Below are 17,068 nucleotides of genomic sequence, written 5' to 3'. Positions count from 1 at the left end.
GCAGGCGAAGTAGCCGGTCAGCAGGGTGCTGGCGGGCCCGTACGGACTTCCGTTCCATCCGATCCCGGTCACCGTGCCGATCCGTGCCCGGGATATCCCAGCCCGTGCTGTTCCGGTGCGGATTGGCCGGCGCACCGGATCGGCCGGGTCTCCGAGCAGATCCGGGACGTGGAGGCGTGTCCTGCCCGGCTTGTCCAGTGTCGTACCCCGCAGCTTCTCGACGTGGTGGGGATCGGTCCGGACACGGCGGTCGCTCTGCTGATCACGGTGGGGGACAACCCGGAACGCCTGGGCAGTGAGGCGTCGTTGGCCGCGCTGTGCGGGGTCAGTCCGGTCGAGCGTTCCTCGGGACGCCGGCAGTTCCGCCGCCTCGACCGTGGCGGCGACCGGCAGGCAAACGCCGCGCTCCACCGCATCGTGTGCACCCGTCTGCGGGTCGACTCGCGCACCCAGGACTACTGCGAGCGCCGGATCAAGGAGGGCGAGACCCGACGCGAGACGGTCCGATGCCTCGAACGGCACGTCGCCCGAGAGGGCGTTCACCCGATCCAGCCCGTCCCTTCACACCCCCCGTCATGGGGGCGGCCGTGAGATGTGGGAGCGTGAGTCGGGTGAGTGAGAGTACGTCCTACACCCTGCAATACCGCTTTGACGGGCCGGAAGAAGCCCCCGTACTGGTCCTGGGCCCGTCCCTGGGTACCACATGGCACATGTGGGACCGGCAGATCCCGGAGCTCGTCCAGCAGTGGCGGGTCTTCCGCTACGACCTGCCCGGGCACGGCGGCTCCCCGGCGCACCCGGCCGGTTCCGTGGCCGAGCTGACCGCACGGCTGCTGGCCACGCTGGACTCCTTCGGTGTGCAGCGCTTCGGCTACGCGGGCTGCGCGCTCGGCGGTGCCGTCGGTGTCGAGCTGGCGCTGCGGTACCCGGAGCGGATCGCCTCGCTGGCACTGGTCGCCACCTCGCCCCGGTTCGGGACGCCGGACGAGTTCCGGCAGCGCGGTGTGATCGTACGGACGAACGGCCTCGACCCGATCGCCCGGACCTCGCCCGAGCGCTGGTTCACCGGCGGGTTCGCCGCCGCCCAGCCCGCGATCACCGAGTGGGCGGTCCAGATGGTCCGCACCACCGACCCCGGCTGCTACATCGCCGCCTGCGAGGCGCTGGCCGGCTTCGACGTGCGGCACGAGCTCGCCCGGGTCGGCGTACCGACGCTCGTCCTGGTCGGCTCCGACGACCAGGTCACCGGCCCCGCCGAGGCCCGCACCCTGGTCGCCGGCATCCCGGACGCCCGGCTCGCGGTCGTACCCGGCGCCTCCCACCTGGTCCCGGTCGAGCAGCCCGCCGCCGTCACCGACCTGCTGGTGCGGCACTTCTCCACCGCCTGGCAGCCCGCCTACGACTCGACCACCGGCCAGATCGCCATCCCGGCGGCCCCGGTGAAGCCGGTGCTGTCCGCCGCGCCCCAGGCCGTGCCGCAGGTCGCGCCCCAGGTCACGCCGATCGCCGAGATCGCCCCGGCCGCCGTGGCGCCGCAGCCGCTCGGGCGGCCCGATCCCTACGAGGCGGGGCTGAAGGTCCGCCGGGAGGTGCTCGGGGACGCGCACGTGGACCGGGCGCTGGCGCAGGCCGACGAGTTCTCCGGGGACTTCCAGGAGTTCGTCACCCGTTACGCGTGGGGCGAGATCTGGGACCGGCCGGGCCTCGACCGGCGCTCGCGCAGCTGTGTCACGCTCACCGCGCTGGTCGCGGGCGGGCACCTGGAGGAGCTGGGTTTCCACGTCCGGGCGGCGCTGCGCAACGGCCTCACGCCGGACGAGATCAAGGAAGTGCTGCTCCAGGCGGGGGTGTACTGCGGGGTACCGGCCGCGAACAGCGCGTTCCGGGTCGCCCAGCAGGTCATTCGCGAGGAGACCACTCCCGAGGGCTGAGGGACCCCGCGGACCGGTGAGTGCCGAAGGGCTGAGGTACCCCCGGGGGACCGGGGAGTCCCCGAGGACCGCGGGACGGCCCGGGGGCAGGATGGTGACCATGAAGCTCACCAAGAAGTCCCACGCGTGCGTGCGCCTCGAGAAGGACGGGCGCACGCTCGTCCTCGACCCCGGCGGGTTCAGCGAGCAGGACGCGGCCGTCGGTGCCGAGGCGATCCTGATCACCCACGAGCACGCCGACCACTTCGACGAGGGCCGGCTGCGGGCCGCGCTGGACGCCGACCCCGGCGCCGAGATCTGGACCCTGAAGTCGGTCGCCGACCAGCTCGCCGCGGCCTTCCCGGGCCGGGTGCACACGGTCGGCCACGGCGACACCTTCACCGCCGCCGGCTTCGAGGTCCAGGTGCACGGAGAGCTGCACGCGGTGATCCACCCGGACATCCCGCGCATCACCAACGTCGGCTACCTGATCGACGGCGGCAGGGTCTTCCACCCCGGCGACGCCCTCACCGTCCCCGACCACCCCGTCGAGACGCTGATGCTCCCCGTGATGGCGCCCTGGAGCAAGATCTCCGAGGTCATCGACTACGTCCGTGAGGTGAAGCCGCAGCGCGCCTACGACATCCACGACGCCCTGCTCACCGACCTCGCCCGGCCGATCTACGACCGCCAGATCGGCGCCCTGGGCGGTGCGGACCACCAGCGGCTGGCGCCGGGGGCCTCGGCGGACGTCTGAGGCCGGACGGCCGAGGCCGGTTGTCAGAGGGGCCCGGTAGGTTGTGGGACATGCGCATCGCGACCTGGAACGTGAACTCGATCACCGCCCGCCTGCCGAGGCTCCTCGCCTGGCTGGAGAGCAGCGGCACCGACGTGCTCTGCCTCCAGGAGGCCAAGGTCGCCGAGGCGCAGTTCCCCTTCGAGCAACTGCGCGAGCTGGGCTACGAGGCGGCGGTCCACGCCACCGGCCGGTGGAACGGCGTGGCGGTGCTGTCGAAGGTCGGCCTGGAGGACGTCGTCAAGGGTCTGCCCGGCGACCCGGGCTACGACGGCGGGCCCGAGCCCCGCGCGATCTCGGCGACCTGCGGGCCGGTCCGGGTCTGGTCGGTGTACGTGCCCAACGGGCGCGAGGTGGACCACCCGCACTACGCCTACAAGCTCCAGTGGTTCGAGGCGCTGAAGGCCGCCGTCGCCGGGGACGCGGGCGGCAGCCGCCCCTTCGCGGTGCTCGGTGACTACAACGTGGCGCCGACGGACGACGACGTCTTCGACGTGGCCGCCTTCGAGGGCCTGACCCATGTCACCCCGGCCGAGCGCGCCGCCCTCACCGCCCTGCGCGAGACCGGCCTGACCGACGTCGTCCCGCGCCCGCTGAAGTACGACCGCCCCTACACCTACTGGGACTACCGCCAGCTCGCCTTCCCCAAGAACCGCGGCATGCGTATCGACCTGGTGTACGGCAACGAAGCGTTCGGCAAAGCCGTGACGGACGCCTACGTCGACCGCGAGGAGCGCAAGGGAAAGGGCGCTTCCGATCATGCCCCGGTGGTGGTGGACCTGGAGGTGTGAGTGTCAACCTGGGACCATGAACTTCCCCTTTCTGGGTAACAGGCACGGCAAGACCGGTGACGTCCCCCACCACGCCGATCCCGATCTGCTTGCCGAGTGCGAGTTCCTGCGCGCCCAGGCGGCCGAGGAGGGCGTCGCGCTCGACGACACCCCGGCCTCGCTGGAGGCCCTCGACCAGTTGCTCCCGCGCTGGCGGGACGACGAGGAGACCCTGACCTGGCTCGGCACCGACGCCGGCCTGTACCTGGGCACCGTCCTGACCCGGACCGTGCCCGGCGCCGAGTGGGAGATCCGGGCGGACGGCGAGCCGGTCGTACGGCTGTCGTCCGGGCGGGAGTTCGAGGTCGTGGAGTCCGGCCACGACTGGGCCGCGAGCGGCGTCCCCGAACTCTCCCAGCTCTACGCGGAGGTCGCCGAGGCCTGAACTGCCATGAACGTGGCAATAAAGGCGGCATAAATACGGCTAATGCCCGAAAAGTGCGTGTCGTGCCTTACGCCCACTCGCGGCTGGATAGTTTGCGGCAACCACGACACAGCTGAGAGCGGGTAGGGCTGCGGATGGCCGTCGATCCTCTGATCGAACTGCGGGACGTCAACAAGTACTACGACCGGTGCTCGCGTGAACCTGTCGGCGCCAGCCCTTCTCCTGGGCTTTCTGCGGCGAACGCGGCCCGCGTGGGACCGCGTTCGCGCTCGGCGTGCGCGAGCCCCGCACCCTGGAGGACACCTCGCCGGGCCGTCTCGTCACCTACGAGGAGTTCCTCCATGCCGGGAAACCGATCGCGTCCAACCTCGACTACGATTTGCCCTTCATCCCTGTGGAGATGGTGATCTCCCCGGTCTTCATCGGGATGTGCATGGTGGCCCCGGCCGAACCGGGGACGCTGCTGCCGTAGGGGGCAGCAGCCAAAGGGCCAGGCCCGGCCGGCGGCAGCCGGAGATCACTGCTCGCGCAGCGGAACGGACACGTACGACGGGTCGTCCACCGGCGAGGAGAAGGTCAGCTGCGCGCCGGACGGGTTGTGCTCGATGTAGAGCGGGTCCACCGTGTCGATCACCAGCGCGAGCCGGTGCCCGGCGGGCACGTCGTAGGCCGTGGAGAACAGGTCCAGGTCCACGTCGAACGCCTTGCCGGGCGTCCGGCCGTGCCAGGTGTACGGCGCGTTGGTGACCAGCTTGCCGAGGCCGAGCGGCCCCACGTCGTACAGGTAGGCGACGAGGGTGCCGCTCTCCGCGCTCGGGCTGAGGGTGGTGTGCAACGTGGCCGTACCACGCACCTGTTGTGCGTCGGTGTACCGCCCGGACTGCCAGACGGCGGCCCAACGGCGGGGGAGCAGCGGGATCGAGGCGACCGGGGGCAGCTGGGCGACCTGGTCGAGGATGCTGGACAGGAAGACGATCCCGCCGTCCGCGCCCGAGTCGACGTTGGCGTGGACGGTGGCCGTGTCCGCCAGGGCGATCTTCCGCCGCACGGCGCCGACCGACTTCCAGTCCGGGTAGCCCTCGTAGCCGCCCGTGGAACGGGACTTGAGCTCCACGGGCTGCTCGCGGTCGATCCCGTTGTCGTCGCCCTTGAGGTAGTGGTCGAACCAGCGCTCGGTGTCCGTCCACACGTCGTTGGGCAGCCCGAACAGTCCGGTCAGCTCCGCGGTGGCGTGGTCGCCGGGGCGCAGCTCAAGCCGTTTGGGGCCGGTCAGCGTGTTGTAGAAGTCGGCGATCTGGTTGGGCGGGAAGATCGTGTCGCCCCAGGCGTTGGCGAGCATGACCGCCGCGCCGTTCTTGTTGATCTGGTCGACATGGGTCGCGGCGGAACGTTTCTTTCCCCAGTCGATCAGCTCCTGTTCCTTGGAGAGGTCTGAGGCGAAGAAGTCCTTGAAGACCTGGCTGGTCTCCGCGCTCGGGCGGCCGGTGACCTGACCGACGCCGTCAAGGAGGGCGGTCGCTTCGGAATGCTCCGTGCGCCCCGAGTAGATCGAGTCGATCAGGTCGGCCCAGCCGCTGAGCGAGGCAACCGCCTTGATCCGCCTGTCGTGCGCGGCCGCGAGCAGGCTGATGCCGGCGCCGTACGACACGCCCGCCATGCCGATGTGCCCGGCGTCGGACGGGGTGTTGCCGAGCGCCCAGTCGATCACCTTGGACGCGTCGGCGACGTCGGGCGGCCCCGCCACTTCTATCCCGCCGCCGGACTGCCAGAACCCGCGGACGTTGTAGGCCACCACGACATAGCCGGAGTCGGCGAGTTTCCGGGCCTGGGCCAGGTACTGGACCTGGGGGAAGCCCCAGCTCGTGGGCATGACGAGCAGCGGGTAGCGGTGCGAGCCGTCGGCGCCCGCGGGCGTGACGACGTTCGCCTTGAGCGTCGTACCTCCGTCGCCGGCGATGTCGACGAACCGGACGCCGTCCGTGGCGGCCTGGGCGGCGGGGGTGAACCCGAGGACACCTCCGGCGATCAGGGTCGCGGAGACGGCGCCCACGGCGGTCGTGCGCAGGGCCTTGCGATGGGTTCCCACAGGTCACTCCCCATACGTGTGAATGCAAAGTGACCCGACGGTAACCGCGACCTCTTACCGTAAGTAACCCGTCGGTAAGTTACGTGCGAGTAAAGATTGTTGAAGGGTGCGGGCAGTCAGGAGGCGCGGTGCGAGGCGCGCGGCGTCTCGGTCGCGTCGGGCGGCAGCGGTGCCTGCGCGGCACGGGTGACGTCCTCGACGAGTTCGACCACGTCAGGGCCGTACGCCTGCGAGTTGACGACCTTGAGGAGCAGCACGAAGGAGTTCTTGCCGTGCTTGCGGGCGAGCCGCTCGTGGTTGCGGGCGAGGTAGCGGGTGGCCGCCTGGTTGGTGATCGCGCGCTGCCCGCAGAAGAGGAACACCGGGCGGGCGTCCGGGCGTTGGCCGGCGGTGAGGCGGGCCAGCAGTACGTACTCCGTGATGCCCGGGTCGAGGCGGTAGCGCTCGGTGCCGATCTGGAAGGCGCCGCGGTCCGGGCCCGGCTCCGGGTCGATGTTGACGCGCACGCCCGGCAGCATCGCGGACATGTGGGCCAGCATGCGCCGGTTCGACCCCGGCCCGCCCACGCAGAACTCCGTACGCTCGCCGAAGCCCTGCTGGACGTTGTCCTGGGTCACCATCTGGAGGTTCGCGCCGCAGTCCTTGATGAGCGCGGCCAGTTCCAGGAGCGCGAACACGTCGAAACGGTGGACGGCCGGTTCGGACGTGGCGGGATCGCGGTTGACGACCAGCAGCGACTCCGAGTTCTCCGGCAGCCCGAGAAAGGCCTGCTTGCGGCGCAGGCTCCGGCGCCACAGCGAGGTACGGGCCAGCCAGCCGAGCGCCGCGCTGATGCCGGCCGCCACGACGCCGAGGATAATGTTGCGCAGGTCGTCATTCATGGGCGCGCATGGTAGCGGGCACAGGTGGCCGGAACGTACCCGTGTTCGAAGTGTGGCGGTCGTATGACAGTGCCCTGAATGTGGCTGTCGGGGCCGCGGCCCCGCCGATACGCTGCGCGGACGTTCCGGAACTGGAGGTGCGGATGCGTCGCCCTGTCGCGCGGAAACTGACGGTCCTGGCGGTCTCGGCCGCCGTGGTGTCGGTGGGGGCGGCAGCGCCTCCCGCCTCCGGCGGTGCCACCACCGCGAAGACCCCGGTGGCCGTCGGCTACGGCGGTGCCGTCTCCAGCGTCGACGCGGACGCCACCGCCGCCGGTATCGAGGTGCTCCGCAAGGGCGGCAACGCGGTCGACGCGGCCGTCGCGACCGCCGCCGCGCTCGGCGTCACCGAGCCCTACTCCTCCGGCATCGGAGGTGGCGGCTACTTCGTCTACTACGACGCCAAGTCCCGTACGGTGCACACGATCGACGGCCGCGAGACCGCGCCGCTGACCGCCGACTCCGACCTGTTCGTGGAGAACGGCAAGCCACTCGCCTTCGCCGACGCCGTCAGCAGCGGACTGAGCGTCGGCACCCCGGGGACGCCGGCCACCTGGCAGACGGCGCTCGGCCAGTGGGGGACGGAGCGGCTCGGCTCGGTGCTGAAACCGGCCGAACGCATCGCCCGCAACGGGTTCGTCGTCGACGACACCTTCCAGTCGCAGACCGCCGCGAACGAGACCCGGTTCCGGTACTTCCCCGACACGGCCAAGCTGTTCCTGCCGGGCGGGAAGCTGCCGGTGGTGGGTTCCACCTTCAAGAACCCCGAACTGGCCCGGACCTACGAGGAGCTGGGGAAGAAGGGGATCGGGGCCGTCTACAAGGGCGACATCGGCAAGGACATCGTGTCGACGGCCGACAATCCGCCCGTGGACCCGAGTTCGGGATGGAAGGCGCGGGCGGGCAAGCTGTCCACCAAGGATCTGGCCGCCTACCGGGCCAGGCTGCAGGCGCCGACCGAGACGGGGTACCGCGGGCTGAAGGTGTACTCGATCGCACCTTCGTCGTCCGGCGGGACCACCGTCGGCGAAGCGCTCAACATCCTGGAGAACACCGACCTCTCCACGGCCAGTGAGGTGCAGTACCTGCACCACTTCATCGAGGCGAGCCGGATCTCCTTCGCCGACCGGGGGCGCTGGGTCGGCGACCCCGCGTTCGAGAACGTGCCGACGAAGGGGCTGCTGTCGCAGCGGTACGCCGACGAGCGGGCGAAGCTGATCAGCGACGACGCGGTGCTGACCAGCCCGGTCGCACCGGGCGACCCCGACAACCCAGGGTCGACCGGGACGGCGGCGCCGACCACGTACGAGGGGGAGAACACGACGCACCTCACGGTCGCCGACAAGTGGGGGAACGTCGTCTCCTACACGCTGACCATCGAACAGACCGGTGGCAGCGCGATGACCGTCCCGGGGCGGGGTTTCCTGCTCAACAACGAGCTGACCGACTTCTCGTTCACCCCGGCCAACCCCGCGGTGCACGACCCGAACCTGCCGGGGCCCGGGAAGCGGCCGCGGTCCTCCATCTCGCCGACCGTCGTCCTGGACAAGGCGAACCGTCCGGTGGTCGCGGTGGGGTCGCCCGGCGGGGCGACCATCATCACGACGGTGCTGCAGGTGCTGACCGAGTTCCTCGACCGGCATCTGCCGCTGGTGGACGCGATCGCCGCGCCTCGGGCGTCGCAGCGGAATGCGGCGAAGACCGAGTTGGAGCCCGCGCTGTACAACGACCCCGCGGTGTGGGGGAAGCTGGAGGCCATCGGGCATGCGTTCTCGTTGAATCCGGAGATCGGGGCGGCTACTGGTGTCCAGCGGTTGCCGGGTGGGAAGTGGCTGGCGGCGGCTGAGACGGTGCGGCGGGGTGGGGGGTCGGCTCAGGTGGTGGATCCTGCGCCGTAGTTGCCGGGTGCGGGTGCGTGGGGCTGGTCGCGCAGTTCCTCCCCCGGCCTTCGGCCGGGGGTACCCCCAGCGCCCCTAGAGGGGCGCCTTCTGCGGGCGGAACTCCAGGCGGCCGTCGGTGACATCGACCGTCACGGTGCTGCCCTCCGCGATCGTGCCGTCCAGGAGCAGACGGGACAGCTGGTTGTCGACTTCCCGTTGGATGGTCCGGCGCAGCGGGCGGGCGCCGTACTCCGGCTGGTAGCCGTGTTCCGCCAGCCAGTTGACCGCCGCGTCCGTGAAGTGGGCCGTGACGCCCTGGGCGTGCAGCATGCGGCGGGTGTGTTCCAGCAGGAGTTCGGTGATCTGGCGCAGCTGGTCGCCGGTGAGCCGGCGGAAGACGACGATCTCGTCGATGCGGTTGAGGAACTCGGGCCGGAAGTGGTCCCGGAGTGGCCGCAGGACCCGCTCGCGGCGGGCCGCCTCCGTCGCCTCCTCGTCGTCGGCGCCGAAGCCGATGCCGGCACCGCGCCTCGTGATCACGTCCGAGCCCAGGTTGCTCGTCATCACGATGACCGTGTTGGTGAAGTCCACCGTGCGGCCCTGGGAGTCGGTCAGGCGGCCGTCGTCCAGGACCTGGAGCAGGATGTTGAAGACGTCCGGGTGCGCCTTCTCCACCTCGTCGAGGAGGAGCAGGGAGTACGGGTGACGGCGGACGACCTCGGTGAGCTGGCCCGCCTCCTCGTGGCCGACGTAGCCGGGCGGGGCGCCCACCAGACGGGAGACGGTGTGGCGCTCCTGGTACTCGCTCATGTCCAGGCGGACCATCCGGTCCTCGCTGCCGAACAGCACCTCGGCGAGCGCGCGGGCCAGTTCGGTCTTGCCGACGCCGGTCGGGCCGAGGAAGAGGAAGCTGCCGATAGGCCGGTTAGGGCTCGCCAGTCCGGCACGGGAGCGCATGACCGCCTCGGAGACGACGGCGACCGCCTCGTCCTGGCCGACGACCCGCTGGTGCAGATGGGCCTCCAGACCGAGCAGCCGTTCCTTCTCCTCCTGGGTGAGGCTGCTGACCGGGATGCCGGTCTGGCGGGAGACCACCTCGGCGATCGCCTCGGCCGTCACCTCCAGGTTCAGCCCCTCGTCCGCCTCGTCCTCGCCGGAGAGTTCGGTGATGCGGGTCCTCAACGCGCCGATGCGGTCCCGGACCTGGGTGGCGCGTTCGTACTGCTCGTCGGCGACCGCCTGGTCCTTGTCCCGGGTGAGCTGCTCGATCTCGCGCTCCATGGCGCGGACGTCCGTGCCCTTGGTGCGGGCGCCTAGGCGGACCCGGGCGCCGGCCTGGTCGATCAGGTCGATCGCCTTGTCCGGCAGCCTGCGGTCGGTGAGGTAGCGGTCGGACAGCTCGACGGCGGCGACCAGGGCCTCGTCGGTGTAGCGGACCTGGTGGTGCGCCTCGTAGCGGTCCCGCAGGCCGCGCAGGATCTCGATGGCGTCCGGGACCGTCGGCTCGGGCACCAGGATCGGCTGGAAACGGCGGGCCAGCGCCGCGTCCTTCTCGATCTTGCGGAACTCCTCGAGGGTGGTCGCGCCCACGACGTGCAGCTCACCCCGGGCCAGCGCGGGCTTGAGGATGTTGGCCGCGTCCATCGCACCACCCTCGCCGCCGCCGCCGGCGCCGACCACGGTGTGCAGCTCGTCGATGAAGACGACCAGCTGGTCGGAGTGCGAGCGGATCTCGTTGACGATGTTGTTGAGCCGCTCCTCGAAGTCGCCCCGGAACCGGGTGCCGGCGACCACGCCGGGCAGGTCGAGGGCGATCACCCGGCGGCACGACAGTACGTCGGGCACGTCCCCGTCTGCGATCCGCTGGGCCAGGCCCTCGACGATCGCCGTCTTTCCGACACCGGCGTCACCGATCAGCACGGGGTTGTTCTTGCCGCGCCGGGAGAGCACCTCGATGGTCTGCTCGATCTCGTCGTCGCGGCCGATGACCGGGTCGATCCGGCCCTGACCGGCCAGCTCGGTCAGGTCCCGGCCGTACTTGTCGAGGTTCGGCGTGCTGCTGGGACGGCGCCGGGTGTCCGGCCCGGCGAGCGAGCGGTCGGTCTCCGCGGTGTCCGGCGGCAGGCCGGCGGCGGCGAACCGGGCGGCGTTCAGGATGTGCCCGGCGGCCGAGTCCGGGTTGGCGGCCAGCGCGCCCAGCACGTGCTCGGGGCCGATGTACCCGGCTCCTCCTGCCCGGGCCAGGTCGTGCGCGTCCAGCAGGGCCCGTTTGACGGCCGGGGTGAGGGAGAGCGAGGTCGGCGGGGGAGCCTCCCCGGGCGGGTGCTGGACCGGCCCCGCGCGGCCGTCGATCTCCGTCGCCAGCGAGTCGGGATCGGTTCCGGACCTGCTCAGCAGGGAACGGGTGGGCTCCGCCGTCAGCGCCGCGCGGAGCAGGTGCTCGGTGTCGAGGTCCCGGCTGCCGTGCTCGGCGGCGTACTGGGCGGCGCCCTTGACCAGTTCCCTGGCCGGCTGGCTCAGCAGCCTGCCGATGTCGATCTGGCGGGGGCCCTGGCGGGCTCCGCCGCCGAAGAAGCGCGCGAGGAACTCTCCGAAAGGGTCCTGTCCGAAGTTGTCCGGTCCGGGGTAACCGCTGGTCATGAGCGTTCGTTCCGTTCCGGCGTCCCGGCGCCTGGCGGGACGCGCTCGCTGGTCGACGTGCCGGTCCACGCGGGTGCCCCTGCAGGGCCCGGTCACACCACCTTCGCACGCCCGCCGGAGGGGGGCACGTCCAGCCGTTCGGGGGACGGGCCGAGCCGACGGGAAACCAGCAGAGTAATTCGGCAACGCAGCGCCGCCTTACGTCCTGCCGCGATAATCTCCGCCTTTCTCGTGTCGCGTGGTCGCACCGGCCGGACCCGGAGTCCGGCCGGTGCGACCGGCGCGTTTTATGTCACGTGATCAGCGGCCGTTGGTATTCGGCCGGGGCCGCCGCCGACCATGGGGCGGAGGCGGCGGAGGCACCGGCTGCCGCCGTGTGGGCCGGGGGAACGGAACGCGCATGCGCACGTTTTCCATGAGAACTCCTTCGCTGATTGGGCGGCTGTTTTTCCGCCCGTCACGGAAAGGAGTACGGGGGGACCGCCGTCGTTGTTCAGTGTTCTGGAGAATTCATTTGGGGTGTGCCGACCCGCATATCACGACAAGAAACACACAGGGAAAACCTGTGTCAGTTCTCTGAATTCCTGGCCGTGAGAACCCGCGGCCCCGCCTCGGTGATCGCCACCGTGTGCTCCGCGTGCGCCGCCCGGGAGCCGTCGTTCGTCCGCAGGGTCCAGCCGTCCTCGGCCGCGTGGTAGCCGTCCCGGCCGCCGCCGATCACCATGGGCTCGATCGCGAGGACCATGCCGTGCCGGAGCGGGAGGCCGCGACCGGGGCGGCCCTCGTTGGGAACGCCGGGGTCCTCGTGCATACGGCGGCCGATGCCGTGTCCGCCGAAGTCCTGTGGGATGCCGTAGCCGGCGTCCCGGCACACCCGGCCGACCGCGTGGGCGATGTCGCCGATGCGGTTGCCGACGACCGCCGCCGCGATGCCCGCCGCGAGCGCCCGCTCGGCGGTCCCGATGAGCCGGACGTCCGCCGGGCGCGGCCTGCCGACCGTGAAGCTGATCGCCGAGTCGCCCGCCCAGCCGTCCAGCACCGCACCGCAGTCGATGGAGACCAGGTCTCCGTCGCGCAGCCGGTAACCGGTCGGGATGCCGTGCACGATCGCGTCGTTCACGGACGCGCAGATGACGGCGGGGAACGGGGTGGGTGCGAACGAGGGCCGGTAGCCGAGGAAGGGGGAGGAGGCTCCCGCCTCGCGCAGCACCTCCCGCGCCACCTCGTCCAGTTCGAGCAGCGAGACGCCGATGCCGGCGGCCTCGCGTACGGCCGTCAGGGCCTGTCCGACGACCTGGCCCGACGCGTACATGGCGTCGATCGATGTGTCTGTCTTCAGTTCCACCATGCCAATTAATATACCGGTTTTCTCGACCGGGTTAGAATGGCGGCATGGTGCGCACCCCTCTCACTCCGGAAGAACGCGAACGCGGCGAGCGGCTCGGGCGGTTGCTGCGCGAGGCGCGCGGCGGCCGGAGCATGACGGAGGTGGCGGCCGCGGCGGGCATCTCGGCCGAGACCCTCCGCAAGATCGAGACCGGGCGGGCGCCGACCCCCGCCTTCTTCACGGTCGCCGCGCTGGCCCGTGCGCTCGGTCTGTCGATGGACGAGCTGGTGGAGCGCTGCGCCCTGGTCGTCGTCTGACGCGCATCGGTCAAGATCGGGCAATGAGGGCTCCGCGCCCCCGCTGAAAACTCCCCGTAGCAACGCCGTAACACGACTGGTGTTGCCTACGAAGCCGGAGTGTTCCGGTCTGGTGGGAGTCGAGCGATGACTGTGGATCAACTCCCGGGCCGGGTGCGGGAGTTCGCGAACTACCTGAACGGCCTGCTGGCGCGCCTGGATCAGGGCGGCGGCTGGTGCGCCGTCTTCTGGCAGCGCGACCCCGACGGTATGCAGGGCTGCCTCGCCGGGCGCGAGGTGCCGCCCTGGGACGTCGTCGAGGCGCTGCTCCAGGATCTGGCCGCCGTCCACGGCACCGGGGCGGCCGCGCGCGAGGCCGAGCAGGCCCGCCGGCTGCACGCGGAAGCGCTCGCCGCGTACGACACCCGGCCGGGCGCCCGCGAGGACCTGGGCGACCGCCTCGACGTCACCCTCAGGGAACAGCGGTACGCGGCGGAACGGCTGGCCCACCTCGGCCGCGCCCTGGACGCCGCGCGCTCCCGTGAGGAGGCCGAGGCCCTGAACATCGACCTCGCCTGGGCCCGCGACGACCACGCACGCGCGGCCGCCCGGTGCGCCGAGCTCCGGGCCCGGATGGGACGGCTGGAACAGCGGGCCGAGCTCGCCGGGCGCCCAACGAGCGAGACCCTCCCCGTGGCTCCCCGGCCGGCCCAGGCCCCGGCTCCCGCTCCCGCCCAGACCCCGGCTCCCGCCCAGGCCCCGGCTCCCGCCCCCGCCGCGGCCGAGGCTTCGGCCCCGGCTCCCAGCCCGGCCAAGCAGCGCAAGCGGCGACGGGGCAGTGCCCGGTTCGCCGGCATGGCGGAGGACGAGGCCGTGCCCACGGTCGTACCGCAGACGCCGGAGGCGTCCGTGTCCGAGGCCGCCACCGGCCGTCGTGCCCCGCGCGGAGCCCGTTTCGCCGGGGCCGTCGAGGTACCGGCGCGGCCGGAGCCGGCGCCCGCGGAGTCCGACGAGGAATCGGAGCGGGCCGTGGCGGCGGCCGTCAAGCGGCTCGAAGGGCTGCGGGCGGCGGGCCGCACCGGGGAGGCGCACGCGCTCCTGGCCGAGGTCGCGCACTGGTCCGCCGCCCGGTTCCCGCTGCTCGCGGACGCCCTCCAGCGGGCCGGGCTCGGCGCCGACTGGGCCACGCTGCTGTGGGAGGCGGCCTCGCTGCCGCCCGCCCGGCTCGTCGCGGCCGCCGACGCCCTGACCGCCGCGGGCCGGACCGACGACGGCCGTCAGATCCTGCGCCAGGGCGTCGCCCGCCCCGCCGCGGAGATCGGCGAGGCCGTCCTCGCCCTGGACGCGGAAGGCCGCCACCGCGAGGCCCGGGCCCTGCTGGACACGTACGTCCAGGTCCGCACCCCGGAGGAGGCGGCCCACAGCGCCGAACCGGATCCCCGGCGCCTGGTGCCCCTGCTGCTCCGCTCGGCGCAGACGATTTCGGACCAGCGCCACTGGGACTTGCTGCACGCACTGCGGGTGGCGGGCCTCGCTTCTTGACCCCTCAGGGGCGCTGGGGGAGGAACTGCGCGATCAGCCCCCACGCACCGGCACCCGGTGAACGGCCGAACCCCCATGGCGGAGCCCCCTGACTCCTCCACCGGGGTAAGAAACGCGATGGACTCGGCGGCTTAACGACGATGGTCTTGGCAAGGACTCCGAGGAGGCCTACTTTCGACCCTCTACGGGCGTAGAAGGAGCAGCTCATGGCCAACGTCGTACGCGCCGCTCTGGTCCAGGCCACCTGGACCGGCGACACCGAGTCCATGGTGGCGAAACACGAGGAGCACGCCCGCGAGGCGGCCCGCCGAGGCGCGAAGATCATCGGATTTCAGGAAGTCTTCAACGCCCCCTACTTCTGCCAGGTCCAGGAACCCGAGCACTACCGCTGGGCCGAGCCGGTCCCGGACGGCCCCACCACGCGTCGTATGCAGGAACTCGCGCGCGAGACCGGCATGGTGATCGTCGTCCCCGTCTTCGAGGTCGAGCAGTCCGGCTTCTACTACAACACCGCCGCCGTGATCGACGCCGACGGTACCGTCCTCGGCAAGTACCGCAAGCACCACATCCCGCAGGTCAAGGGCTTCTGGGAGAAGTACTACTTCAAGCCCGGGAACGCCGGCTGGCCGGTCTTCGACACCGCCGTCGGCAAGGTCGGCGTGTACATCTGCTACGACCGCCACTTCCCCGAGGGCTGGCGGCAACTCGGCCTCAACGGTGCCCAGTTGGTGTACAACCCGTCAGCCACCTCGCGCGGCCTGTCGGCCTACCTCTGGCAGCTGGAACAGCCGGCCGCCGCCGTCGCCAACGAGTACTTCGTCGCCGCCATCAACCGGGTGGGCCAGGAGGAGTACGGGGACAACGATTTCTACGGGACGAGCTATTTCGTCGATCCGCGTGGGCAGTTCGTGGGGGAGGTCGCGAGCGACAAGGGTGAGGAACTCGTCGTCCGGGACCTCGACTTCGACCTCATCGAAGAAGTGCGTCAGCAGTGGGCCTTCTACCGCGACCGCCGTCCCGACGCCTACGAAGGGCTGGTACAGCCGTGAACGACCTCTTCGCCCGCCACCGCCAGGTCCTGCCCGACTGGCTGGCCCTCTACTACGACGAGCCCCTGGAGATCACCCACGGCGAGGGCCGGCACGTCTGGGACGCGGACGGCAACCGCTACCTCGACTTCTTCGGCGGCATCCTCACCACGATGACCGCGCACGCCCTGCCCGAGGTGACGAAGGCGGTGAGCGAGCAGGCCGGCCGGATCATCCACTCCTCCACGCTCTACCTCAACCGCCCGATGGTCGAACTCGCCGAGCGCATCGCCCAGTTGAGCGGCATCCCGGACGCCCGCGTCTTCTTCACCACGTCCGGCACCGAGGCCAACGACACGGCCCTGCTGCTCGCGACGACATACCGGCGCACCAACACCGTCCTGGCGATGCGCAACAGCTACCACGGCCGCTCCTTCAGCGCGGTCGGCATCACCGGCAACAAGGGCTGGTCCCCGACCTCCCTGTCCCCGCTGCAGACGCTCTACGTCCACGGCGGCGTCCGCACCCGCGGACCGTTCGCCGAGCTGAACGACCGTGACTTCATCGCGGCCTGCGTCGACGACCTGCGCGACCTCCTCGGCCACACCCGCCCGCCGGCCGCGCTGATCGCCGAGCCCATCCAGGGCGTCGGCGGCTTCACCTCCCCGCCCGACGGGCTGTACGCGGCCTTCCGCAAGGTCCTCCAGGAGCAGGGCATCCTCTGGATCGCCGACGAGGTGCAGACCGGCTGGGGCCGCACCGGCGAGCACTTCTGGGGCTGGCAGGCACACGGCCAGAGCGGTCCGCCGGACATCCTCACCTTCGCCAAGGGCATCGGCAACGGCAGCTCCATCGGCGGTGTGGTGGCCCGCTCCGAGATCATGAACTGCCTGGACTCCAACAGCATCTCGACGTTCGGCGGCACCCAGATCACCATGGCCGCGGGCCTCGCCAACCTGTCGTACCTCCTGGAACACGACCTCCAGGGCAACGCCCGCCGCGTCGGCGGCCTCCTCATCGAACGCCTCCGCGCGGTCGCCGCCCAGCTGCCCGGCGTACGCGAGGTCCGGGGCCGCGGCCTGATGATCGGCGTCGAACTGGTCAAGCCCGGCACCGACGAGGCCGACCCCAAGTCCGCCTCCGCCGTCCTGGAAGCGGCCCGCGAAGGCGGCCTCCTGATCGGCAAGGGCGGCGGCCACAACACGAGCGCGTTGCGCATCGCCCCGCCTCTGTCCCTGACGGTGGCGGAGGCGGAGGAGGGCGCGACGATCCTCGAACAGGCGCTGCGGAGTGCCTACTAGGCGCTCGGCCGGAAGTGCCGCGATACGCCATGTGCCGACTGCGGCGCCGTCGTGGCCGGTCGCGCAGTTCCCCGCGCCCCTGAAGGGGCGCCGTGCAGCCCCCTGCTTTTAGGGGCGCGGGGAACTG

14 protein-coding genes and 1 pseudogene are annotated in these 17,068 nt (G+C 71.3%); 11 read left to right on the top strand and 4 right to left on the bottom strand.

Annotated features, from left to right (window positions below; translation table 11 throughout):
• The first annotated feature begins 222 nt into the window (after positions 1 to 222).
• The 6 genes and pseudogenes from ACFY6U_RS01335 to ACFY6U_RS01310 all read left to right on the top strand — a co-directional run.
• Positions 223 to 591 (top strand): transposase, encoded by a 369-nt coding sequence (locus tag ACFY6U_RS01335; protein ID WP_390034484.1) that lies wholly within the window; start codon positions 223 to 225, stop codon positions 589 to 591.
• Positions 576 to 1,931 carry a 4-carboxymuconolactone decarboxylase gene (gene pcaC / locus ACFY6U_RS01330; protein WP_390034483.1) on the top strand — a complete coding sequence of 452 codons (1,356 nt, stop codon included), beginning with the start codon at positions 576 to 578 and terminating at the stop codon, positions 1,929 to 1,931. Before ACFY6U_RS01335 ends, pcaC begins: the two co-directional genes overlap by 16 nt.
• A gap of 100 nt (positions 1,932 to 2,031) precedes the next feature.
• Complete coding sequence (locus tag ACFY6U_RS01325) at positions 2,032 to 2,667, top strand: MBL fold metallo-hydrolase (RefSeq protein WP_390034482.1); 636 nt, start codon at positions 2,032 to 2,034, stop codon at positions 2,665 to 2,667.
• Between the two features lie 50 nt (positions 2,668 to 2,717).
• A complete protein-coding gene (locus ACFY6U_RS01320) occupies positions 2,718 to 3,497 on the top strand; it encodes an exodeoxyribonuclease III (protein WP_390034481.1) in 780 nt (259 codons plus the stop codon).
• A gap of 16 nt (positions 3,498 to 3,513) precedes the next feature.
• Positions 3,514 to 3,921 carry a DUF6278 family protein gene (locus tag ACFY6U_RS01315; protein ID WP_390034480.1) on the top strand — a complete coding sequence of 136 codons (408 nt, stop codon included), beginning with the start codon at positions 3,514 to 3,516 and terminating at the stop codon, positions 3,919 to 3,921.
• Between the two features lie 238 nt (positions 3,922 to 4,159).
• Positions 4,160 to 4,393, top strand: a pseudogene (locus ACFY6U_RS01310) (amino acid ABC transporter permease); the annotation flags it as partial.
• Between the two features lie 45 nt (positions 4,394 to 4,438).
• On the opposite strand, the gene ACFY6U_RS01305 reads toward ACFY6U_RS01310, so the two are convergent.
• Positions 4,439 to 6,007 carry an alpha/beta fold hydrolase gene (locus ACFY6U_RS01305; RefSeq protein WP_390034479.1) on the bottom strand — a complete coding sequence of 523 codons (1,569 nt, stop codon included), beginning with the start codon at positions 6,005 to 6,007 and terminating at the stop codon, positions 4,439 to 4,441.
• Positions 6,008 to 6,123: 116 nt separating this feature from the next.
• Positions 6,124 to 6,888, bottom strand: a complete 765-nt coding sequence (locus tag ACFY6U_RS01300) for a hypothetical protein (RefSeq protein ID WP_390034478.1) — start codon at positions 6,886 to 6,888, stop codon at positions 6,124 to 6,126.
• A 143-nt stretch (positions 6,889 to 7,031) separates the two neighbouring features.
• Between ACFY6U_RS01300 and ggt the strand changes: the two genes are divergently transcribed.
• Positions 7,032 to 8,825, top strand: coding sequence for a gamma-glutamyltransferase (gene ggt / locus ACFY6U_RS01295; RefSeq protein ID WP_390034477.1), 1,794 nt, complete (start codon positions 7,032 to 7,034; stop codon positions 8,823 to 8,825).
• A gap of 75 nt (positions 8,826 to 8,900) precedes the next feature.
• Here ggt and ACFY6U_RS01290 read toward each other — a convergent pair whose 3' ends face one another.
• Both ACFY6U_RS01290 and map read right to left on the bottom strand, forming a co-directional pair.
• Complete coding sequence (locus ACFY6U_RS01290; protein ID WP_390034476.1) at positions 8,901 to 11,447, bottom strand: ATP-dependent Clp protease ATP-binding subunit; 2,547 nt, start codon at positions 11,445 to 11,447, stop codon at positions 8,901 to 8,903.
• A gap of 568 nt (positions 11,448 to 12,015) precedes the next feature.
• The gene (gene map, locus ACFY6U_RS01285) at positions 12,016 to 12,795 is read right to left on the bottom strand and encodes a type I methionyl aminopeptidase (protein ID WP_390034475.1); all 780 of its coding nucleotides are present in this window, start codon (positions 12,793 to 12,795) and stop codon (positions 12,016 to 12,018) included.
• A 44-nt stretch (positions 12,796 to 12,839) separates the two neighbouring features.
• Here map and ACFY6U_RS01280 point away from each other — a divergent pair, with 44 nt between their 5' ends.
• The 4 genes from ACFY6U_RS01280 to ACFY6U_RS01265 all read left to right on the top strand — a co-directional run bounded on the left by ACFY6U_RS01280 (position 12,840) and on the right by ACFY6U_RS01265 (position 16,941).
• Positions 12,840 to 13,091, top strand: a complete 252-nt coding sequence (locus tag ACFY6U_RS01280; protein WP_351500554.1) for a helix-turn-helix transcriptional regulator — start codon at positions 12,840 to 12,842, stop codon at positions 13,089 to 13,091.
• A gap of 126 nt (positions 13,092 to 13,217) precedes the next feature.
• A complete protein-coding gene (locus ACFY6U_RS01275) occupies positions 13,218 to 14,612 on the top strand; it encodes a hypothetical protein (protein WP_390034474.1) in 1,395 nt (464 codons plus the stop codon).
• Between the two features lie 206 nt (positions 14,613 to 14,818).
• A complete protein-coding gene (locus ACFY6U_RS01270) occupies positions 14,819 to 15,661 on the top strand; it encodes a nitrilase-related carbon-nitrogen hydrolase (protein WP_390034473.1) in 843 nt (280 codons plus the stop codon).
• The gene (locus tag ACFY6U_RS01265; RefSeq protein WP_390034472.1) at positions 15,658 to 16,941 is read left to right on the top strand and encodes an aspartate aminotransferase family protein; all 1,284 of its coding nucleotides are present in this window, start codon (positions 15,658 to 15,660) and stop codon (positions 16,939 to 16,941) included. Before ACFY6U_RS01270 ends, ACFY6U_RS01265 begins: the two co-directional genes overlap by 4 nt.
• Positions 16,942 to 17,068 lie beyond the last annotated feature (127 nt).

Origin of the sequence: Streptomyces sp. NPDC013157 (assembly GCF_042899865.1) — a bacterium.
In the GTDB taxonomy this organism is placed as follows: domain Bacteria; phylum Actinomycetota; class Actinomycetes; order Streptomycetales; family Streptomycetaceae; genus Streptomyces.
The sequence above is the reverse complement of the archived record's forward strand: the minus strand, read 5'-3'. Positions and strand labels throughout refer to the sequence as shown.